The 20,473-nt window shown below is 75.7% G+C and carries 18 protein-coding genes and 3 tRNA genes; 16 read left to right on the forward strand and 5 right to left on the reverse strand.

Annotated elements, in window-relative coordinates; genetic code table 11:
- The first annotated feature begins 40 nt into the window (after nucleotides 1–40).
- Nucleotides 41–820 (forward strand): sucrase ferredoxin, encoded by a 780-nt coding sequence (locus ACYQBY_RS06190; RefSeq protein ID WP_459642946.1) that lies wholly within the window; start codon nucleotides 41–43, stop codon nucleotides 818–820.
- Nucleotides 821–841: 21 nt separating this feature from the next.
- Here ACYQBY_RS06190 and ACYQBY_RS06195 read toward each other — a convergent pair whose 3' ends face one another.
- The 3 genes from ACYQBY_RS06195 to ACYQBY_RS06205 are packed head-to-tail and all read right to left on the reverse strand — an operon-like array spanning nucleotide 842 to nucleotide 4,447.
- Nucleotides 842–1,921 carry a winged helix DNA-binding domain-containing protein gene (locus ACYQBY_RS06195; protein ID WP_459642947.1) on the reverse strand — a complete coding sequence of 360 codons (1,080 nt, stop codon included), beginning with the start codon at nucleotides 1,919–1,921 and terminating at the stop codon, nucleotides 842–844.
- Nucleotides 1,922–1,949: 28 nt separating this feature from the next.
- Nucleotides 1,950–2,675: a response regulator transcription factor gene (locus tag ACYQBY_RS06200; protein ID WP_459642948.1), complete on the reverse strand. Its 726-nt coding sequence runs from the start codon at nucleotides 2,673–2,675 to the stop codon at nucleotides 1,950–1,952.
- Nucleotides 2,672–4,447, reverse strand: a complete 1,776-nt coding sequence (locus ACYQBY_RS06205) for a sensor histidine kinase (protein ID WP_459642949.1) — start codon at nucleotides 4,445–4,447, stop codon at nucleotides 2,672–2,674. The genes ACYQBY_RS06200 and ACYQBY_RS06205 overlap by 4 nt, the downstream gene beginning before the upstream one ends.
- Before the next feature lie 154 nt (nucleotides 4,448–4,601).
- Here ACYQBY_RS06205 and ACYQBY_RS06210 point away from each other — a divergent pair, with 154 nt between their 5' ends.
- From ACYQBY_RS06210 to ACYQBY_RS06255, 10 genes are all read left to right on the forward strand, one after another.
- A complete protein-coding gene (locus tag ACYQBY_RS06210; RefSeq protein WP_459642950.1) occupies nucleotides 4,602–5,654 on the forward strand; it encodes a 3-isopropylmalate dehydrogenase in 1,053 nt (350 codons plus the stop codon).
- A 127-nt stretch (nucleotides 5,655–5,781) separates the two neighbouring features.
- Nucleotides 5,782–6,882, forward strand: a complete 1,101-nt coding sequence (locus ACYQBY_RS06215) for a branched-chain amino acid aminotransferase (protein ID WP_459642951.1) — start codon at nucleotides 5,782–5,784, stop codon at nucleotides 6,880–6,882.
- Complete coding sequence (gene cimA / locus ACYQBY_RS06220) at nucleotides 6,875–8,485, forward strand: citramalate synthase (protein WP_459642952.1); 1,611 nt, start codon at nucleotides 6,875–6,877, stop codon at nucleotides 8,483–8,485. Before ACYQBY_RS06215 ends, cimA begins: the two co-directional genes overlap by 8 nt.
- 123 nt (nucleotides 8,486–8,608) lie before the next feature.
- Nucleotides 8,609–9,886, forward strand: a complete 1,278-nt coding sequence (locus tag ACYQBY_RS06225) for an Nramp family divalent metal transporter (protein ID WP_459642953.1) — start codon at nucleotides 8,609–8,611, stop codon at nucleotides 9,884–9,886.
- Between the two features lie 22 nt (nucleotides 9,887–9,908).
- Nucleotides 9,909–10,685 carry a fumarylacetoacetate hydrolase family protein gene (locus ACYQBY_RS06230; protein WP_459642954.1) on the forward strand — a complete coding sequence of 259 codons (777 nt, stop codon included), beginning with the start codon at nucleotides 9,909–9,911 and terminating at the stop codon, nucleotides 10,683–10,685.
- Between the two features lie 72 nt (nucleotides 10,686–10,757).
- Nucleotides 10,758–12,602 carry an ABC transporter ATP-binding protein gene (locus tag ACYQBY_RS06235; RefSeq protein ID WP_459642955.1) on the forward strand — a complete coding sequence of 615 codons (1,845 nt, stop codon included), beginning with the start codon at nucleotides 10,758–10,760 and terminating at the stop codon, nucleotides 12,600–12,602.
- Between the two features lie 12 nt (nucleotides 12,603–12,614).
- Nucleotides 12,615–14,123, forward strand: coding sequence for a glutamate--tRNA ligase (gltX, locus tag ACYQBY_RS06240; protein ID WP_459642956.1), 1,509 nt, complete (start codon nucleotides 12,615–12,617; stop codon nucleotides 14,121–14,123).
- Nucleotides 14,124–14,241: 118 nt separating this feature from the next.
- Nucleotides 14,242–14,313 (forward strand) — tRNA-Gln (locus ACYQBY_RS06245).
- A gap of 60 nt (nucleotides 14,314–14,373) precedes the next feature.
- Nucleotides 14,374–14,446: transfer RNA gene (locus ACYQBY_RS06250), tRNA-Glu, on the forward strand.
- A gap of 56 nt (nucleotides 14,447–14,502) precedes the next feature.
- Nucleotides 14,503–14,575, forward strand: a tRNA-Glu gene (locus ACYQBY_RS06255).
- A gap of 228 nt (nucleotides 14,576–14,803) precedes the next feature.
- On the opposite strand, the gene ACYQBY_RS06260 is transcribed toward ACYQBY_RS06255, so the two are convergent.
- A complete protein-coding gene (locus ACYQBY_RS06260; protein ID WP_459642957.1) occupies nucleotides 14,804–15,406 on the reverse strand; it encodes a MerR family transcriptional regulator in 603 nt (200 codons plus the stop codon).
- Between the two features lie 74 nt (nucleotides 15,407–15,480).
- Here ACYQBY_RS06260 and ACYQBY_RS06265 point away from each other — a divergent pair, with 74 nt between their 5' ends.
- Together ACYQBY_RS06265 and ACYQBY_RS06270 are read left to right on the forward strand one after the other, a co-directional pair.
- Complete coding sequence (locus ACYQBY_RS06265; protein WP_459642958.1) at nucleotides 15,481–15,957, forward strand: DUF4188 domain-containing protein; 477 nt, start codon at nucleotides 15,481–15,483, stop codon at nucleotides 15,955–15,957.
- Entirely contained in the window at nucleotides 15,954–16,364 is a 411-nt protein-coding gene (locus ACYQBY_RS06270; RefSeq protein WP_459642959.1) for a hypothetical protein, read from the forward strand. Before ACYQBY_RS06265 ends, ACYQBY_RS06270 begins: the two co-directional genes overlap by 4 nt.
- A 61-nt stretch (nucleotides 16,365–16,425) precedes the next feature.
- On the opposite strand, the gene ACYQBY_RS06275 is transcribed toward ACYQBY_RS06270, so the two are convergent.
- Nucleotides 16,426–17,151, reverse strand: a complete 726-nt coding sequence (locus ACYQBY_RS06275; RefSeq protein ID WP_459642960.1) for an IclR family transcriptional regulator — start codon at nucleotides 17,149–17,151, stop codon at nucleotides 16,426–16,428.
- A gap of 114 nt (nucleotides 17,152–17,265) precedes the next feature.
- Here ACYQBY_RS06275 and leuC point away from each other — a divergent pair, with 114 nt between their 5' ends.
- From leuC to ACYQBY_RS06290, 3 genes are all read left to right on the forward strand, one after another.
- Complete coding sequence (gene leuC, locus ACYQBY_RS06280; RefSeq protein ID WP_459642961.1) at nucleotides 17,266–18,708, forward strand: 3-isopropylmalate dehydratase large subunit; 1,443 nt, start codon at nucleotides 17,266–17,268, stop codon at nucleotides 18,706–18,708.
- A 38-nt stretch (nucleotides 18,709–18,746) separates the two neighbouring features.
- Entirely contained in the window at nucleotides 18,747–19,352 is a 606-nt protein-coding gene (leuD, locus tag ACYQBY_RS06285) for a 3-isopropylmalate dehydratase small subunit (protein WP_459642962.1), read from the forward strand.
- Between the two features lie 280 nt (nucleotides 19,353–19,632).
- On the forward strand, nucleotides 19,633–20,394 hold the full coding sequence (locus ACYQBY_RS06290; protein WP_459642963.1) for an HU family DNA-binding protein: 762 nt from the start codon (nucleotides 19,633–19,635) through the stop codon (nucleotides 20,392–20,394).
- Nucleotides 20,395–20,473 lie beyond the last annotated feature (79 nt).

Here is a 20,473-nt window from a genome sequence, read left to right on the forward strand (position 1 = left end):
GCTGCTCGTGGAGGAGCCCGGCCCGTGGGGGCCGGGCGCTGTGCCCTCCTCCCGGCTCGGGGAGGCGGAGACCGCGGCGCTGCGGGACGTCGCGGCCGCGACCGGCGCGCGCCTGCTGCTGGTGCGCCGCCCGGACGCGGTGCAGCGCCGCGGCACCGGCGGGCGCACCCTGTTCCGCGTCACCTGCGGGCGGGAGGGCGCCGCGGTGCTCACCCGCACCGTGGACGCGCCCGGGACCGCCGCCGCGGCCGCCGCGGAGGACGGCTGGGCACCGCACCCGGGCAGGCTGCTGCTGGTGTGCACGCACGGGCGCAAGGACTGGTGCTGCGCCGTGCGCGGCCGGCCGGTCGCCGCCGCCCTGGCCGCGCTCGACCCGGCGGCGACGTGGGAGTGCTCCCACCTGGGCGGGGACCGGTTCGCCGCCACCGTCCTGGACCTGCCCACCGGCACGATGCACGGGCGCCTCACCCCCGCCGACGTGCCCGCCCTGCACGCCGCGCTGGTCGCGGGCCGGGTGCTGCCGCACCTGCTGCGGGGCCGCTGCGCCGACGCGATGGTCGTGCAGGCGGCGGAGGTCCACGCCCGCCTGCGGCTCGGGCTGGACGGGCTGGAGGACCTGCGCCCGCTGGCGGCCCGGCGCGGCGGGGACGGCGCGACGTGGGACGTGCGGTTCCGGGCGGGACGGCGGCCGGTGCGGGTCCTGCTGCGGGCCGGGTCCTCCGAGCGCGCGCAGAAGCTGACGTGCGCCGCGCCCTCGGAACAGCACCCCCGGGACTGGCACCTGCTCGACGTCGAGGTGGGGGAGCCCGCCGCACCCTGAGGCCTGATCACGCCGGCGGGGTCAGGGCGCTGCGGGCAGCGCCGCGTACACCGCGGGCAGGGCCGCCTCGACGGCGGCGCCGAACCCGGTGAAGGCCTCGGCGTCCAGGCTCCGCCGCGCACCGCGCCCGGCGTGCCGCCACGTGCCGACCACCCGGCCGCCCGCGACGACGGTGGGCCGGAACACGCCGTTGCCGCCGGGGACGATGCGCGCGGCGAACTCCGGTGCCAGCACCGCCCCGCGCTCGCCGTAGCCGAGGACGAACTCGTCGAAGCCCGGCAGCAGGAAAACCCCGGCCGCCTCCTCGCGGTGCGCGGGCAGCAGGTCCGGCAGCGCCGGGTCCAGCAGGTGCTCCACGCCGTCCACCTCCACGGCGGCCAGCTCCGGGCGCGCCCCGGCCAGGGCCGTGCGCACGTCGGCCGCGGTCAGGCCCGTCCAGCGCGTGAAGTCCTTCGCCGTCGCCGGGCCGTGGCTGCGGAAGAAGCGCAGCGCCCACGTCGCGAGGGCCTCCTCCCGCTCCGGCCGGTGCGGGTCGGGCACCCGCTCCGGCAGCAGGACGACGAGCTGGTCCCTGCCCACCAGCGGCCCGAGGCACAGCACACCGGTCGCGGACAGGTGGAACAGCAGGTGGTAGCCGCGCCCGCCGGCCACGTCGAGCCCGGCGGCCGCCCACGCGGCGAGCAGGTCCTCGCGGGAGAGGGCCCGGCCCCCCGAGAGCGCGCCCGTGGCGACGTCGAGGGCCCGGCCGAGGACCGCCTCGTCGAGGCCCAGCTCCGCGCGCCGGCGGGCCGCGGCGGCGGTCATCCGCGGCGCGGTGAGGGCCAGCATCCAGCCCAGGTCCCGCGCCGGGACCAGGTGCAGCGTGCCGCGCATCGGCCAGGAGCGGAGCAGGTGCCCGTCCGCGAGCGAGGCCGCCACCTCCGCCACGTCGCGCGCGCCGGTGCGCAGGGCCACCGAGACCAGCGCCCCGGGCAGGTCCTGCGCCTGCACGGCGCCGAGGTGGCGCACCGCCTCGGCCGGCCCGGGCGCGCGGGGCCCGGCCAGCCGCTGGGCCAGCAGCCGCAGCGGCCCCACGGCGGAGGTGGGCAGCACCGTGCTCACGCCCGGACCGCCCCGCCCGCCGGCCGCGTCATCCGGCGGCGTCCCGCAGGACCTCGCCGGGCTGCACCAGCCCGGCGGCGTAGGCGAGCACGACCACCTGCACCCGGTCGCGGGAGCCGGTCTTGGACAGCACCCGCCCCACGTGCGTCTTGACGGTCGCCTCGGACACGACGAACCGCTCGGCGATCTCCGTGTTGCTCAGCCCGTGCGCCATGAGGACGAGGACCTCCAGCTCCCGCGGCGTCAGGTCCGGCGGCAGCCGCGGGGTGCCGCTGCCGGCACCGGCGCCCCCGGCGCGCAGCATCGGGCCCACGTGCTGCAGGAGCCGCCGGGTGGAGCTGGCGGCGATCACCGCGTCCCCGGCGTGCACCGTGCGCACCGCCGCGAGCATCTCCTCCGGCGGGGCGTCCTTGAGGAGGAACCCGCTGGCACCGGCCGCGATGGCGGTGACGACGTACTCGTCGAGGTCGAAGGTGGTCAGCACCACGACGCGCGGCGGGTCGGGCAGGGCCACGATCCGGCGGGTGGCCTCCAGGCCGTCCATCCGCGGCATGCGCACGTCCATGAGGACCACGTCGGCCGGGGTGCGCGCGAGCAGCGCGACCGCCTCGGCGCCGTCGGAGGCCTCCGCCACGACGGTCAGGTCGGGCTGGGAGTCCAGCACCATCCGGAAACCGGCCCGCACGAGCTGCTGGTCGTCGACGAGGACGACGCGCACCGGCCCGGGCCGGGTCTCGCTCGGGAAGCCGCTCACGAGGCGCGAGGGTAGGGCAGTTCGGCGTGCACCTCGAAGCCGCCACCCTGGCGGGGCCCGGCCAGGACCCGGCCCCCGTGCAGCTGCGCCCGCTCCCGCATGCCCGTCAGGCCCTGCCCGGAGCCCTTCCCCTCGGCGGTGGCGGCGGCGCCGCGGCCGTCGTCGAGCACGGCCAGGCGCAGGCAGTGCTCCTCCCAGCGCACGAACACCGCCGCGCGGCAGGCCGGGCCGGCGTGCTTGAGGACGTTGGTCAGCGACTCCTGCACGATCCGGTAGGCGGCCAGGCCCGGGCCGGGTGGCAGCTCGCGCGCGGTGCCCTCCACCTCCAGGTCCACGGGCAGGCCGCTGCGGCGCACCGACTCCACCAGCTCGGGGATCTGCGTGGTGTCGGGCTGCGGCAGGCGCTCGCTGCCGGGTTCCTGGCGCAGCACCCCCAGCAGGGAGCGCATGTCCGTCAGCGCCTGCCGGCCGGTGGAGGCGATCGTCTCCAGGGCGTCGACGGCGGCGGCGGGGTCGGCGCGGCCCGCGTACCGGCCCCCGTCCGCCTGCGCGATGATCACCGAGAGGGAGTGGGCGACGACGTCGTGCATCTCCCGGGCGATGCGCTGGCGCTCCGACGTCGCGGCGAGGCGGGCCTCGTTCTCCCGCTCCACCTCCAGCAGGCGGGCCCGCTCGGCGAGCTGGTCCACGTGCTGCAGGCGCACCCGCCGCACCACGCCGAGGGCGTAGGCGGCGACGGCGAGGACCACCATGAACACCGTGGCGGCCACGAACTGGGTGAGGGTTCCCGAGAACCACCGCGCGCCGGCCACCGCCGCGCCGGCGAAGGCGAGGGCCAGGCCCCCGCTGCGCGCCCAGCGGGGGGCGTAGGCGGCCAGCGCGTACACCGAGACGAGCACCGCGACGTCGGCGACCAGGAAGTACTCGAGGAGGGCCACCTGCGCGACGGCGACGCCGGCGACCACCGCGGCGCTGGTGACGGGCGCGACGCGCCGCCACACCAGCGGCACGGTCAGGGCGAGGGCGAAGGCGAGGTGGAGGAGGCGGGCCGAGCCGTCGGTGAGGGCGGTGAGGACCACCAGCGGCACGACGGCCGCGGCGTCCACGGCGAGGGGGTGCCGGCGGGCCAGGGCGCTCACGAGGTCCACCAGGGGCACGTCCGGCGGGGCCACGTCCGCCGGCCGCCGCGGGCCCCCGGCGTCGAGGTCGTCCTCCCCCTGCCCCGTCCCCTCCTGCCCCGTCCCCTCCCGTCCTGTCCCCTCCCGTCCTGTCCCCTCCGGCACCCTCCCCCCACCGGCCCGCGCCCGCAGCAGCGACCCGAGCCCGTGCGCGGCGGCGGCCGAGGCGGCGCAGGCGATCGCCAGGAGCACGGCGACGGAGAGGTTGTCCGCCGCGTAGCGCAGCGCCAGCAGGAGCGCGCCGGCCAGGGCCGCGGCCAGGCCGGCCAGCGCCGCGCGGCGGGGGGCGTGCCGGGCGAGGGAGTACACCGAGACGGGGACCACCGCGGCGGCCAGCAGCGGCTCGACGGCCACCACCAGGCTGCCCAGCGCCGCGAGCGCCACCAGCGCGGCGCTCGCCACCGGGGCCAGGCGCCGCAGCACCAGCGGCACCACGAGCGCCGTCCCCGTCAGCCAGCCGGCGGAGGACTCCGCCTGCGCGCCGCTGACGGGCACGACGACGAGGGCGAGGGCGGCGGCGAGGACCGCGTCGGCGAGCAGGACGCGGCGGCGCAGCCAGGACAGCAGGTTCGCGGCGGGGGTGGGCTGCGGCACGGGCCGAGCGTAGGCAGGGCCGGCGGGGCCCGTCGTCGGACCGCGGGCGGAGGTGCTGGTGCGACCGCGGGTGGAGGCGCGACTGGTCCGGATGGTGGGACGCGCCGCCCGGATCGTGGGACCGCCTCCGGCCGGGCCGGTAGGGTGCGCTCCCATGGCGGACACCCTCAACCTCGCGGTCATCCCCGGCGACGGCATCGGCACCGAGGTCACCGCCGAGGCCCTGAAGGTCCTCGGCGCGGTCCTCGACGGCGGCGCCACGAAGGTCGCCACGACCGAGTACGACCTGGGCGCGCGGCGCTGGCACGCCACGGGGGAGACCCTGCCGGACTCCGTGCTCGCCGAGGTCCGCGGGCACGACGCCATCCTCCTCGGCGCCGTGGGCGACCCCGGCGTCCCCAGCGGTGTCCTGGAGCGCGGGCTGCTGCTGCGGCTGCGCTTCGAGCTGGACCAGTACGTGAACCTGCGCCCCTCCGTCCTCTACCCGGGCGTGGCCACCCCGCTGGCGGCCCCGGGCGACATCGACTTCGTCGTGGTGCGCGAGGGCACCGAGGGCCCCTACGTCGGCAACGGCGGTGCGCTGCGCGTCGGCACCCCGCACGAGATCGCCACCGAGGTCAGCGTGAACACCGCCCACGGCGTCGAGCGCGTGGTGCGGGACGCCTTCCGCCGCGCCGCCGCCCGCCCGCGCCGCAAGCTCACCCTCGTGCACAAGCACAACGTCCTCGTGCACGCCGGGCACCTGTGGCGGCGCACCGTCGAGGCCGTCGGCGCGGAGTTCCCCGGCGTCACCGTGGACTACCTGCACGTCGACGCCGCGACGATCTTCCTGGTGACCGACCCGTCCCGCTTCGACGTGATCGTCACGGACAACCTCTTCGGCGACATCCTCACCGACCTCGCTGCGGCCGTCACCGGCGGCATCGGGCTCGCCGCCTCCGGCAACGTCAACCCCGACCGCACCGCCCCCAGCATGTTCGAGCCGGTGCACGGCTCCGCCCCCGACATCGCCGGGCAGCAGAAGGCCGACCCGACCGCGGCGGTCCTCAGCGTCGGGATGCTCCTGGAGCACCTCGGCCTCGACGACGCCGCCCGCCGCGTGCAGACCGCCGTCGCCGCCGACCTCGGCCGCCGGGCCTCCGGTGAGATCGCCGGCCCGCGCCGCACCGCAGAGGTGGGCGACGCCCTGGCGGCGCTGGTCTCCTGACGCACCCCTCCCGGCGCCCCCGCGCGCGCGTGCGGGGGCGCTACCGTCGAGCACGTCACCCGGACAGCACCAGGCGGTCCGCCGGGGTGGGCAGCGGAGCCCGCCCGGAGTCGAGAAGGGAACAGGCATGAGTGCGACGAGCACCGCCCTCGGGTTCACCCTCCGTCCCTCGGCGAACCCCGTACCGCAGGCCCGCCGCGAGGAGATCCTGGCCAACCCGGGGTTCGGCAACCACTTCACCGACCACATGGCCACGGCCACGTGGACCGCGGAGGGCGGCTGGCACGACGACGCCGTCGTGGCCTACGGCCCCCTCGTCCTGGACCCGGCGGCCGCCGTCCTGCACTACGCGCAGGAGGTGTTCGAGGGCCTCAAGGCGTACCGGCACGCCGACGGCAGCGTGTGGGCGTTCCGGCCCGAGCAGAACGCCCGGCGCCTGGCCCGCTCGGCCCGCCGCCTCGCGCTGCCGGAGCTGCCCGAGGAGGCGTTCCTCGCCTCGATCGAGCAGCTCGTGCGCGCCGACGAGGCGTGGGTGCCCGGTGGCGGGGAGTCCAGCCTCTACCTGCGCCCGTTCATGGTGGCCACCGAGGCGTTCCTCGGGGTGCGCCCGGCCCGCGAGGTGCGCTACCTCGTCATCGCCTCCCCGGCGGGCAGCTACTTCTCCGGCGGCCTCGAGCCGGTCTCCATCTGGCTCTCGCAGGACTACACCCGCGCCGCCCCCGGCGGCACCGGTGCGGCCAAGTGCGGCGGGAACTACGCCGCCAGCCTGATCGCCCAGCAGGAGGCCGCCGCCCACGGCTGCGAGCAGGTCTGCTTCCTCGACGCGGCGGAGCACCGCTGGGTGGAGGAGCTGGGCGGGATGAACCTGTACTTCGTCCACGACGACGGCGGCATCGTCACCCCCGCCCTGTCCGGCTCGATCCTGGAGGGCATCACCCGCGCCAGCATCCTGCAGCTCGCCGCGGACGCCGGGCGCCGGGTCGAGGAGCGCCGCGTCGGCATCGAGGAGTGGCGCGAGGGCGTCGCCTCGGGCCGCATCACCGAGGTGTTCGCGTGCGGCACGGCCGCGGTCGTGACACCCGTGGGGCGCCTCGTCGACCCCGACGGGGAGCTCGTGCACGCCGGCGGCGGGATCGGCGAGGTCACCACGAGCATCCGCCAGGCCCTGCTGGACGTGCAGTACGGCCGCACCGAGGACACGCACGGATGGATGAGGCGCCTTGTCTGACACCACTTCCCCGAGCCGCCCCGCCGGCCGGCTGGACGTCTACGACACCACCCTGCGCGACGGCGCGCAGCAGGAGGGCCTGGCCCTCTCGGTGCACGACAAGCTGCAGATCGCCGCGCACCTCGACGAGCTCGGGGTCGGTTTCGTCGAGGGCGGCTGGCCCGGCGCGATCCCGCGCGACACGGAGTTCTTCGCGCGCGCCGCGAAGGAGCTGACCCTGCGCAACGCCGTGCTCGCGGCGTTCGGCTCCACGCGCAAGGCCGGCGGCACCGCCGCCTCGGACCCGCAGGTGCGGGCGCTGCTGGACTCCGAGGCGCCCGTGGTGACCCTCGTGGCCAAGTCCGACGTGCGGCACGTCACCGCCGCGCTGCGCACCACGCCGGCGGAGAACCTCGCGATGGTCACCGACACGGTGGCCTTCCTCACCGGGGAGGGCCGGCGGGTGTTCCTCGACGCCGAGCACTTCTTCGACGGCTACCTGCACGACGCCGCCTACGCCGTGGAGGTCCTGCACGCCGCGGCGGCGGCCGGTGCGGAGGTCCTCGTCCTGTGCGACACCAACGGCGGCATGCTGCCCCCGCAGGTCGGGCAGGTCGTCACCGCGGTGCGGGAGCACACCGGCGCGCCGCTGGGCATCCACTGCCACAACGACACCGGCTGCGCGGTGGCGAACTCCCTGGCGGCCCTGGCCGCCGGGGCGGTGCACGTCCAGGGCACCCTCAACGGCTACGGCGAGCGGACCGGCAACGCGGACCTGCTCACCGTCGTGGCCGACCTGGAGCTCAAGCTCGGCCGCCGGGTGCTGCCGCCGGGGGCGCTGCGGGAGGCCACCCGGATCGCGCACGCCGTCTCGGAGATCACCAACGTGCCGCCGGGGAACCGGGCGCCGTACTACGGGGCGAGCGCCTTCGCGCACAAGGCGGGCCTGCACGCCTCCGCGATCCGCGTCGACCCGGACCTCTACCAGCACATCGACCCCCAGCTCGTCGGCAACGACATGCGGATGCTGGTCTCGGACATGGCCGGGCGCGCCAGCATCGAGCTGAAGGGCCGCGAGCTGGGCGTGGACCTCTCCGGCGACCGGGACGTGCTCAGCCGGGTCACCGAGCGCGTCAAGGCCGACGAGGCGAACGGGTACACGTACGAGGCGGCGGACGCCTCCTTCGAGCTGCTCGCGCGGGAGTACGCCGACGGCTCGCGACCGGCGTACTTCGACGTGGAGAGCTGGCGCATCATCATCGAGTCGCCGGCGCAGGGCCTGCCCGTGTCCGAGGCGACGGTGAAGGTGCACGCCGGCGGCCGCCGGATCATCGCGACGCGGGAGGGCAACGGCCCGGTCAACGCCCTCGACGCCGCGCTGCGCGAGGCGCTGCTGCCGGTCTACCCGGAGCTGGCGTCGCTGGAGCTGGTGGACTTCAAGGTCCGCATCCTCGACTCCGCCCACGGCAGCGACGCCGTGACGCGGGTCCTCATCGAGACGAGCGACGCCCGCCGCAGCTGGACGACGGTCGGCGTGGGGCCCAACCTCGTCGAGGCGAGCTGGGAGGCCATGGTGGACGGGCTGGTCTACGGCCTGCTCAAGGCGGGGGTCCCCCGCCGCTGAACCCCGGCGCCGCCCCGCCCTCCCGGACGCGGGCGGCGCGGCGCCCTGGCCGCCGGGCGCGGGCGGGCCTACGGTGCGGGACCGGTGATCGTCACCGCGTCGCCGCGTCCCGGGAGGTCCGTCGTGAGCCACACCGCCAGCACCGCACCCGCGCCCGTCACGCAACGCCGCTGGCGCCTCGTGGGTCCCGGCATCGTCGTCGCCGCCACCGGTGTCGGCGCCGGCGACCTCGTCGCCACCCTCATCGCGGGCGGGAGGTTCGGCTACGCCCTGCTGTGGGCGGCGGTCCTCGGCTGCATCGTGAAGATCTCCCTGGCCGAGGCGGTGGGGCGCTTCCACCTGGCCACGGGCAGCACGATGTTCGCCGGCTGGCGCAGCCTGGGCGCGTGGACGACGGTGTACTTCGCCGTCTACGTCGTGGTGTGGGGTTTCGTCTACGGTGCCGCCGCGATGACGTCCTCCGCGCTGCCGCTGGCGGCGCTGTTCCCCGCGCTGGGCCTGAAGACGTGGGCGGTGCTCTCGGGCCTGACCGGGCTGGCGCTGGTGTGGTTCGGGCGGTACGCGGTCTTCGAGAAGGTGATGACCGCCTGCGTGGGCGTCATGTTCGTCACCGTCGTGGGCCTGGCGGTCATCGTGGTGCCCGACGTCCCGGCGATGTTCACGGGCCTGGTGCCGACGCTGCCGGAGAACTCGGCGCTCTACACCCTGGGCCTGGTCGGCGGCGTGGGCGGCACCATCACGATGGCCGCGTACGGGTACTGGATCAACGCCAAGGGCTGGCGCGACCCCACGTGGATGCGGGTCATGCGCTGGGACAACCGCGTGGCCTACGCCACCACGGGGCTGTTCGTCGTCGCCATGCTCGTCGTGGGCGCGGAGCTCGTGCGGGCCGCGGGCATCGCGCTGGCCGACGGCGACCGCGGCCTGCTCGACCTCGACGAGGTCCTGCGCGAGCGGTTCGGGCCGGTCGTGTCGGTGCTGTTCCTCGTGGGGTTCTTCGCCACCTCCTTCTCCTCGCTGCTCGGCGTCTGGCACGGGGTGAGCCTGCTGGTGGCGGACTTCGTGGCGAACGTGCGCACCCCCCGCGGTCAGGAGGCCGCCGAGCGGGTCGCGGACGGCAGCGCCGAGCGGAGCCTGCCGTTCCGGGCGTACCTGCTGTGGCTGACGTTCCCGCCGATGGCGCTGCTGTTCCTGGACCGGCCCTTCGGCCTCGTCGTGGCGTACGGGGTGCTCGGCGCCTTCTTCATGCCGTTCCTGGCGGGGACGCTGCTGTGGCTGCTGAACTCCTCGCGCACCCCCGCCGAGCACCGCAACGGGGTGGTGAGCAACGTGGTGCTGGGGCTGGCCGCGGTGCTGTTCGTCGTGCTGTGCGCGGACCAGGTGCGGGAGTACCTGGGCTGAGCGGGGTCGCTACGGTGGCGCCGTGCGCATCGCGAGGTTCACCACCGGAGAAGACCCCCGCTTCGCCGTCGTGGAGGGCGGCCCGGGCGAGGAGGAGCTCGTCGTCGTGGCGGGCGACCCCCTGCACACGCCGCTGAGCCCGACCGGCAAGCGGGTCCCGATGGAGGAGGCGCGGCTGCTGGCGCCGGTGATCCCGCGCAGCAAGGTCGTCGGCATCGGGCGCAACTACGCCGCGCACGCCGCGGAGATGGGCAACGAGGTGCCCGACGAGCCGCTGGTGTTCCTCGCGCCCAACACCTCGGTGGCCGGGCCGGGCGACCCGGTGGCGATCCCGGGGTGGGCCGGGGAGGTGCACTACGAGGGGGAGCTGGCCGTCGTCATCGGCCGCTTCTGCCGCGACGTGCCGGTGGAGCGGGTCCCCGAGGTGGTCTTCGGGTACACCGTCGCCAACGACGTCACCGCCCGCGACCGGCAGAAGAGCGACGGGCAGTGGTGGCGCGCCAAGGGCGCCGACGGCTTCTGCCCGCTCGGGCCGTGGATCGAGACGGAGCTGGACCCCGCCGACCTGCGCATCACCACCCGGCTGGACGGGCAGGTCGTGCAGGACTCGCGGACCTCGCTCATGGTCCGCGACGTCGCGACCCTGGTGGCGCACGTGTCCGCCGCGATGACCCTGCTGCCCGGCGACGTCATCATGACCGGCACCCCGGAGGGCGTCGGCCGGGTGCGGCCGGGGCAGCGGGTCAGCGTGGAGGTCGAGGGCATCGGCGTCCTGGAGAACCCCTTCGTCGCACGCTGAACCGGGCACGCCGGCCCGGCGCCGTGGGATCGCTCCCGCGGCACACCGGCGCAGCGGGGAGGATGTCTCCCCGTGACCCCGCCCGACGGCACCCGCCGCCCCCTCGCCGCCCTCTGGCACCACCACCGCCGCCACCGGCCCCGCGTCGTGGCGGCGGTGGCCTGCACCAGCCTCAACACCGCCGCGGACGTGGCACCGGAACTGCTCATCGGCGTCGCCGTGGACGTCGTGGTGCGCGGCGCGGACTCCTTCGTCGCCACGACCCTGGGCGTCGAGGGCCGCTTCGAGCAGCTCCTGGTCGTGGCCGCGCTCAACGTCCTGGCGTGGGTGGTGGAGTCCGCCACGGACTACGCGGCCTCGCTGCTGTGGCGGGGCCTGGCGCAGTCCGTGGAGCACGAGCTGCGGGTGGAGGCGTACGCCGCGGCGCAGGACCTGGACGTCGGCTGGCACGAGCGCACCCCCTCCGGGCAGGTGCTGTCCGTCCTCACGGAGGACGTCAACCAGCTGGAGCGCTACCTCGACGTGGGTGCCCGCACCATCCTGCGCACCGCCTGGACGGTGGTCCTGGTGGGCGCCGTCTTCGCGTTCACGTCCTGGCAGCTGCTGCTGCTGGCGTTCCTGCCCGTGCCCGTCATCGTCGCCGGCTCGCTGTGGTTCCAGCGCCGCCTGGAGCCGCTGTACACCCGCGTGCGGGAGGCCGCCGGAGACGTCAGCGCCACCCTCACCGCGAACGTCGGCGGCCTGCCGACGATCAAGGCGTTCACCGCCGAGGCCCGCGAGACCTCCCGCGTCGCCGCGGCCTCGGAGGGGTACCGCCGCGCCAACGCCGCCGCGATCCGCTCCTCCTCCGCCTTCGTGCCGCTCATCCGGATGGCGATCCTGGCCGGGTTCACGTGCACGCTGCTCGCCGGGGGCTGGCTGGTCCTGCAGGGCCGGCTGGAGGTGGGCCTGTACTCGGTGCTGGTGTTCTCCACCCAGCGCCTGCTGTGGCCGCTGACCGACCTGGGTCAGACCCTCGACCTGCACCAGCGGGCGATGGCCTCCACCCGCCGCATCTTCCGGCTGCTGGCCGAGCGGCCCGCCGCGCTGGACGGCACCCGGGCCCTGGCGCGACCGGTGCGCGGGCGCCTCGAGCTGCGCGGGGTCCGCTTCGGCTACGACACGATCGACGGCAGCGGCCCCGACGTGCTGCACGGCCTGGACCTGGTGGTGCCGGCCGGCGAGACGCACGCCGTGGTCGGCCCGACCGGCGCCGGCAAGTCCAGCCTGCTGCGGCTCGTGCTGCGCTTCGCCGACCCCCGCGCCGGGCAGGTCCTGCTCGACGGGGTGGACGTGCGGGAGCTGACGTGGGAGTCGCTGCGCGGGGCCATCGGCTACGTCAGCCAGGACGTGTACCTCTTCGCCGGCACCATCCGGGAGAACATCGCCTACGGGCGCCCGGAGGCGGGCGAGGAGGAGGTGCGCCGCGCCGCGGAGCTGGCGGAGGCCGACGGCTTCGTCCGCGCCTTCCCCGACGGCTACGACACCCTGGTGGGGGAGCGCGGTGTGACCCTCTCGGGCGGGCAGCGCCAGCGCATCGCCCTGGCCCGGGCGATCCTGCGCGACCCGGTGCTGCTGGTGCTCGACGAGGCCACCTCCGCCGTCGACAACGAGACGGAGGCGGCGATCCAGCGCTCCCTGGCCACCGTCACCGCGCAGCGCACGGCCCTGGTCGTCGCGCACCGCCTCTCCACGATCCGGGACGCGGACCGCATCTGGGTCCTCGGCGGCGGGCGCGTCGCCGAGGCCGGCACCCACGACGAGCTCGTCGCCGCCGGCGGCGTCTACGCGCAGCTGTGGGCCGTGCAGACCGGGGAGGCGGCCCGCAGGGCGCACGCGGCGGGCGGGCCCGGCGCGCGGGCCGGCCGCGGGTCCTAGGCTGGGCGGGCCATGACGAACGCATCCCCCGCCCCCGCCCCCGCCGACGGCGCCGACGTGCGTGTCCGCTTCTGCCCCTCCCCGACGGGCACCCCGCACGTCGGCCTCATCCGCACGGCGCTGTTCAACTGGGCCTACGCGCGGCACACCGGCGGCAAGCTGGTGTTCCGCATCGAGGACACCGACTCCGCCCGGGACACGGAGGAGAGCTACGCGCAGATCCTCGAGGCGCTGCGCTGGCTGGGCCTGGACTGGGACGAGGGCATCGACGTCGGCGGCCCGCACGAGCCGTACCGGCAGAGCCGGCGCCGCGCCCTCTACGACGACGTCGTGCTGCGGCTGCGCCAGGGCGGGCACCTGTACGAGAGCTTCTCCACCGCCGAGGAGATCGAGGCGCGCCACGAGGCCGCGGGCCGCTCCAAGGCGCTGGGCTACGACAACTTCGACCGCGACCTCACCGACGAGCAGGTCGCCGCCTTCCGCGCGCAGGGCCGCGAGCCCACGCTGCGGCTGCGGGTGCCGGAGAAGGACTACGCCTTCGACGACCTCGTGCGCGGCCGGGTCGAGTTCAAGGCCGGCTCCTTCCCCGACCCGGTCCTGGTGCGCGCCAGCGGCGAGCCGCTGTACACCCTCGTCAACCCGGTCGACGACGCCCTGATGGGGATCACCCACGTGCTGCGCGGGGAGGACCTGCTCTCCTCCACCGCCCGCCAGCTCGCGCTGTACGACGCGCTCGTGGACGTCGGGGTGGCGCGGCACGTGCCGGTGTTCGGGCACCTGCCGTACGTCATGGGCGAGGGCAACAAGAAGCTGTCCAAGCGCGACCCGGAGTCCAACCTCTTCCACCACCGCGACCGCGGGTTCCTGCCCGAGGGCCTGCTGAACTACCTGGCGCTGCTGGGCTGGGGCATCGCCGAGGACCGGGACGTCTTCACGCTGGAGGAGATGGTCGCGGCGTTCGACGTGCACGACGTCAACGCCAACCCCGCCCGCTTCGACCAGGCCAAGGCCGAGGCCCTCAACGCCGAGCACCTGCGCCGGCTGGCGCCGGAGGACTTCCGCGAGCGGCTGGTGCCGTACCTGCAGGCCGCGGGCGTGCTGCCGGCCGAGCCGAGCGCGGAGCAGCGCGAGCGGCTGGCGGCGGCCGCCCCGCTGGTGCAGGAGCGCATGACGCTGCTGGGCCAGGCCCCGGGCATGCTGGGCTTCCTCTTCGTCGCCGACGACGCGCTGGTGGTGGAGGAGGAGGCCGTGGCCGCGCTGCGCCCGGAGGCGGCCGAGGTGCTCGACGCCTCGCTGCGCGCCCTGGCGGAGCTGCCGGCGTGGACGACGGCGGCGGTGGAGCAGGCGCTGCGGGCGGCGGTCGTGGACGGTCTCGGGGTCAAGCCGAAGTTCGCCTTCGCGCCGCTGCGCACCGCCGTGACGGGCCGGCGGGTGTCCCCGCCGCTGTTCGAGTCGATGGAGATCCTGGGCCGGGAGGCGTCGCTGCGGCGTCTGGAGGCCCTGCGCGCCCGCCTCGCCTGAGGGTCGCTCAGCCCCGCCCGGCGGAGGCGGGGCGGGGAGGGCCGGGATGTGGGTGGTCCCGCGAGTGCGGTAGTGTTCTGGTCGGCCCGAACGGAGCGATCCGCCCGGGTGATCACCATGGGGTATGGTGTAATTGGCAGCACGACTGATTCTGGTTCAGTTAGTCTAGGTTCGAGTCCTGGTACCCCAGCGCACGGCCGGAAGATCCCTGGTCTCCCGGACATGCCGACTCGACAGCAGTCGACGCTAGGGCCCCGTTGTGTAGCGGCCTAGCACGCCGCCCTCTCAAGGCGGTAGCGCGGGTTCGAATCCCGTCGGGGCTACGTCTGAAGGACCTCTCGCCGCTGGCCGGGGTCCGGGACAGGTAAGTGCACGCTAGGGCCCCGTTGTGTAGCGGCCTAGCACGTCGCCCTCTCAAGGCGGTAGCGCGGGTTCGAATCCCGTCGGGGCTACGGTCGAGGCCCCCGATCTCCGGATCGGGGGCCTCTTCGCGTTCCCCGGTGCCGCCGCGCCCCGCGGGCAGGGGTGCGCCTGTGGAGGGGGACGTTCTGCCGCGCCACACCGGCGCGTCGCGCGCGCAACGTCCCCGCGCGCGGGGGTGCGCCTGTGGAGGGGGACGTTCTGCCGCGCCACACCGGCGTGTCGCGCGCGCAACGTCCCCGCGAACAGGGGTGCGCGGCTCAGCCGAGGGTGGTCGCCGAGAAGTGCTGCTGGGCCAGGCGCCGCAGCGCCAGCAGCACCGGCTCGTACAGCACCGTGCCGAGCACGACGTACTCCACGGCGGCGGCGAAGTCCCCGCGCGGGACGGCCGCGACCTCCGCCTCCGCCACCTCGCCCGCCACGCGGACGTAGCCGGCGAGGGCGTCCGGCCCGGTGGGCTGGCCCGCGGCGCCCAGCGCGGCGAGCGCGGCGCCGAGCTGGGCGAAGGCGGGGGAGTCGCGCGAGACCCGCCAGCCCGCGGCGGCGACGACGGCCTCCGCGTCGGCGCCGCCGGCCGTGGGCAGGGGCGTGGGACCGAGGGCGTCGTGCGCGATGCGCAGCGCCTCGTGCAGGGTCGGCGGCGGGTCGTCGAGGCAGGCGAGGACGTCGCGCACGCGGGCCAGGGGCAGGCCCCCGACGTCGACGAGGGCGCGGACGAGGCGCAGGCGCCGCACGTGCTCCTCGCCGTACTGCGCCTGGGTGGCCCCGGTGGCCCGGCCGGGCGGTAGCAGCCCCTCGCGCAGGTAGTACTTCACGGTCGCGACCGGCACGCCCGTGGCGCGGCCGAGCTCGGAGATCCGCACGGTCCCCCCTTGACTGGATAGTGCCACTCCCCAATATTGGGGACCAGCACTATCCAATCATGACGGAGGCCCCCGTGAACGCTCCCGCACGCACCACCCACGACCACGACGGCGACCTCGTCGTCTTCCTGATCGGCATGCGCATCAACGCACCGCTCCAGCCGTGGCGGTGGCTGCCGGTCCTGCGGGCGATGCCGCCGATGGTCGCCGAGCTCTCCCGGCAGCCGGAGCTCGGGGCGCTGCACACCGTCAACGCCCTCGGGCCCGGTGGCCCGTTCCTCGTCCAGTACTGGAAGGACGCGGCGTCCCTGCACGCCTACGCCCACGCCCCGGACGGGCAGCACGTGGCAGCCTGGCGGCAGTTCAACGCCCTCGCCCGACGCGCCGGGGACGCCGTCGGCATCTGGCACGAGACGTTCGTCGTCCCCGCCGGGCACCACGAGTCCATCTCCGTGGGCATGCCCCCGCACGGGATCGCCGCGGCGTTCGGCGCGGTGCCCGTGGCGCGGGGCCGCGAGCGCGCCGGGCAGCGGTTGCGGGTCCCGGCGTGAGCGGGGTGTCCGGGCAGTCCCTGCACACCGCCGGGGTGCTGCTGCTCACCCTCGTCGCGGTGGCCTACGGCGGCACGTTCCTGCTGAGGGTCAGCCGCGGCTCGTTCCCCGCCACCGACCTGCAGCGCAGGTTCTTCCGCGCCGGCCACGCCCACGCCGGGGTCTTCGTGGTCCTGGCGGTGCTCTGCCTGCTCCTGGTGGACCGCGCGGTGCTGCCGCCGGCCGCCGAGGTGGTCGCGCGGCAGGGCGTCCCGCTCGCCGCGGTCCTGCTGCCCGCCGGGTTCTTCCTCTCCGCCGCCGGCCGCGGGCGCGAGCGGCCCAGCCGCTGGATCGCCCTGGTGTGGGCGGGTGCGCTCAGCCTGACCGCGGGGCTCCTCTGCCTCGGCGTGGGGCTGCTGCGCGCCTGAACCGGTCTATGACGTCCCCGCCCGAGGCGCGCGGTCCCGGGTGCGCGCCCGGGGTGCCGGCTCAGGACTGGGCGGGCACCGGGCGCAGGGCCTCGGTGAGGGCCGCGGCGGCCCCGAGCACCGCCTGGGCGTGCAGGCGCCCGGGGGAGCGGGTCAGCCGCTCCATCGGCCCCGAGACCGACACCGCCGCCACGACCCGCCCCGAGGGCCCGCGCACCGGGGCGGAGACGGAGGCGACGCCCCGCTCGCGCTCGCCGACGCTCTGGGCCCAGCCGCGCCGGCGCACCGCGCTGAGGGTCGCGGCGTCGAACCGCGCCTGCTGCAGCTCCAGCGACAGCCGCTCCGGCTCGTCCCAGGCCAGCAGCACCTGCGCCGCGGAACCGGCGAGCATCGTCATGGACGCCCCCACGGGCACGGTGTCGCGCAGCCCGTGCAGCCGCTCGGCCGCGGCGATGCAGATGCGGTGCTCGCCGTTGCGGCGGTAGAGCTGTGCGCTCTCGCCCGTGGTGTCGCGCAGCGCCACGAGGACCGGCCCGGCGGCGGCGACGAGGCGGTCCTCGCCCGCGGCCGCCGCGAGCTCGGCGTGGCGCGCCCCGAGGACGAAGCGGCCCTGCAGGTCCCGCGAGACGAGGCGGTGGTGCTCCAGGGCGACCGCGAGGCGGTGCGCGGTGGGCCGGGCCAGGCCCGTGCTGGCGACGAGCTGGGCCAGCGTCGCCGGCCCGGCCTCCAGGGCCGACAGCACCGTGACGGCCTTGTCCAGCACGCCGACTCCGCTACTCTTGTCCACGGAGCGATACTGGCGTCTCAGGTTGCGAGACGCAAGGCCGGTGGGCGGACGGGCTGGTCCCGTCCGCGCGCCGGTGCCCGGGGGCAGAGGCACGCCGAGGAGCAGGAGGAAACGATGGGCCGGACGCTGGCCGAGAAGGTGTGGGACGCACACGTCGTCCGTCGCGGGCAGGGCGCCGAGCCCGACCTGCTGTACATCGACCTCCACCTCCTGCACGAGGTCACCAGCCCGCAGGCGTTCGAGGGGCTGCGCCTCGCCGGCCGCGGCCTGCGCCGGGTGGACCTCACCATCGCGACGGAGGACCACAACACCCCGACGCTCGCCATCGACAAGCCGATCGCCGACCGCACCTCGCGGATCCAGATCGAGACGCTGCGCGCGAACTGCGCCGAGTTCGGCGTGCGCATCCACTCCCTGGGTGACGCCGAGCAGGGCATCGTGCACGTCGTCGGCCCGCAGCTGGGCCTGACCCAGCCGGGGATGACCGTGGTGTGCGGCGACTCCCACACCTCCACCCACGGTGCGTTCGGCGCCCTGGCCTTCGGCATCGGCACCAGCGAGGTGGAGCACGTCATGGCCACCCAGACGCTGCCGCTCAAGCCGTTCCGGACGATGGCCATCACCGTCGACGGGCGGCTCAAGCCGGGCACCACCGCCAAGGACGTCATCCTCGCGGTCATCGCCCGCATCGGCACCGGCGGCGGTCAGGGCTACGTCCTGGAGTACCGCGGCGAGGCGATCCGCGCGCTCTCCATGGAGGGCCGCATGACGATCTGCAACATGTCCATCGAGGCCGGCGCCCGCGCGGGGATGATCGCCCCGGACGACACCACGTTCGAGTACCTCAAGGGCCGCCCGCACGCCCCGCAGGGCGCGGACTGGGACGCCGCCGTGGCCGAGTGGCGCACCCTCGCCACGGACGACGACGCCGAGTTCGACACCGAGATCGTGCTGCAGGGCGAGGAGATCGAGCCCTTCGTCACCTGGGGGACCAACCCCGGCCAGGGCGTGCCGCTGTCCGGCAGCGTCCCCGTGCCGGACGAGATCGAGGACCCCGGCGCCCGCTCCGCCGCCGAGCGCGCCCTGGCCTACATGGGCCTGCAGGCCGGCACCCCGATGCGCGACATCGCGGTGGACACCGTCTTCCTCGGCTCCTGCACCAACGGCCGCATCGAGGACCTGCGCGCCGCCGCCGACGTCATCAAGGGCCGGACCAAGGCGGAGAGCGTGCGGGTGCTCGTGGTGCCCGGCTCCGCGCGGGTGCGCCTGCAGGCCGAGGCGGAGGGCCTGGACGAGGTCTTCACCGAGTTCGGCGCGGAGTGGCGGTTCGCGGGCTGCTCCATGTGCCTGGGCATGAACCCCGACCAGCTCGCGCCGGGGGAGCGCTCGGCCTCCACCTCCAACCGCAACTTCGAGGGCCGGCAGGGCAAGGGCGGGCGCACGCACCTCGTCTCCCCGCTCGTGGCCGCCGCGACCGCCGTGCGCGGCACGCTGTCCTCGCCCGCCGACCTGCCGCCGGTGGGCACCGACGCCCCCACCGCGCAGCTCGTCGGCTGACGCCCCGCCCGCACCCCTTCCCGAACGAGGAGCCCGACGTGGAGAAGTTCACCGTCCACCGCGGTGTGGGCGTGCCGCTGCGCCGCAGCGACGTCGACACCGACCAGATCATCCCGGCCGTCTACCTCAAGCGGGTCTCCCGGACCGGCTTCGAGGACGCGCTCTTCGCCGCCTGGCGCGGCGACCCCGACTTCGTGCTGAACCAGGAGCCCTACCGCAACGGCTCCGTGCTCGTCGCCGGCAACGACTTCGGCACCGGCTCCTCGCGCGAGCACGCCGTCTGGGCGCTGAAGGACTACGGGTTCCGCGTGGTCCTGGCCCCCCGGTTCGCCGACATCTTCCGCGGCAACTCCGGCAAGCAGGGCCTGCTGACCGGTGCGGTGGCCCAGGCGGACGTGGAGCGGCTGTGGCAGGCGCTGGAGGCGCAGCCGGGCGTGGAGGTGACGGTCGACCTCGTCGGGCGCACCGCCACCGTCGGGGACCTGACGGTGTCCTTCGAGGTCGACGACTACGTGCGCTGGCGCCTCATGGAGGGTCTGGACGACATCGGCCTGACCCTGCGCCACGAGGCCGACATCACCGCCTTCGAGGCCACCCGGCCCTCCTTCAAGCCCAGGACGCTGCCCGTTCCCGCGGGTTCCTGAGCCCCTGCGCACGGCCCCGGCCCGGACGGCACCCGTCCCGGCCGGGGCCGTCGCACGTCCGCGAGAGGCGTTGCGGCACAACGGGTCCGCGCACCCCCGGTGGCCCGCGGCCGCACCCGCGGGCGCGCGCCGGGCGGGCTGGGGGCCGCGCGAACCGACTGCGGCACAACGACTCCCGGCGCGCCATGAGTGGACTCGCGTGATCGCGGGTCGTACCGTGGGGCTCCACGTCCGGGCGCCCGCTCGGTCCGGGACAGCAGTCCGTGGCGAGGAGGAGAGCGTGAACAAGGCCCAGTTGGTCGAGGCGCTGGAGGACCGGCTCGGTGGCCGCCGAGCCGCCACGGAGGCGGTCGAGGCGATCGTGGAGACGATCACCCTGGCGGTGGCCCGCGGCGACAAGGTCGCCATCAGCGGTTTCGGCACCTTCGAGAAGCAGGCCCGCAACGCCCGCACGGGACGCAACCCCCGCACCGGCGAGGCCGTGAAGATCAAGAAGACGTCCGTGCCGCGTTTCCGCCCCGGCACGGCCTTCAAGGAGGTCGTGGCCGACACCAAGGCCCTGCGCGCCCTCGCCGCGACCCTCAAGGAGCGCAACGCCGCGGGCGCGAAGAGCACCGCCGCGAAGGTGGCGGCAGTCCCCGCCGCTCCGGCCACCCCCGCCTCGACGTCCCGCCAGACGACCGGCCGCAGCACGACCCCCCGGGCCGCGACGGCGAAGACGGCCGCCACCGCGGGCACGGCCACCAAGGCCACCGCCACGAAGACCGCGGCGACCAGGACCACCGCCGCGAAGACCGCGGCGACCGGCGCGGCCACGAAGACGGCGGCCACGAAGGCGGCCGCGACGAAGACCGCCACCACCGGCGCGGCCACGAAGACGGCCACCAAGGCCGCCGCGACGAAGACGGCGGCCACGAAGGCGGCCGCGACGAAGACCGCGGCGACCGGCGCGGCCACGAAGACGGCGGCGGCGAAGACGGCCACGAAGGCCGCCACCACCAAGGCCGCCACCCCCGCCCGTCGCGCGGCCAAGAAATCCTGAAGTACCGTCGTCCGCCGGACCTGCCGCAACCGCGGTGGGTTCCGGTGGACGACGGCGAGCCCTCCGCCGGTGGCACCCG

This window comes from Kineococcus anabasis (genome assembly GCF_054590795.1).

Excerpts from the sequence above, each read along its gene's own strand:
- ACYQBY_RS06215 (WP_459642951.1), top strand. The coding sequence starts at position 5,782 with ATGAGTGCGACGAGCACCGCCCTCGGGTTCACCCTCCGTCCCTCGGCG.
- ACYQBY_RS06210 (WP_459642950.1), top strand. The coding sequence starts at position 4,602 with ATGGCGGACACCCTCAACCTCGCGGTCATCCCCGGCGACGGCATCGGC.
- leuC (WP_459642961.1), top strand. The coding sequence starts at position 17,266 with ATGGGCCGGACGCTGGCCGAGAAGGTGTGGGACGCACACGTCGTCCGT.
- gltX (WP_459642956.1), top strand. The coding sequence starts at position 12,615 with ATGACGAACGCATCCCCCGCCCCCGCCCCCGCCGACGGCGCCGACGTG.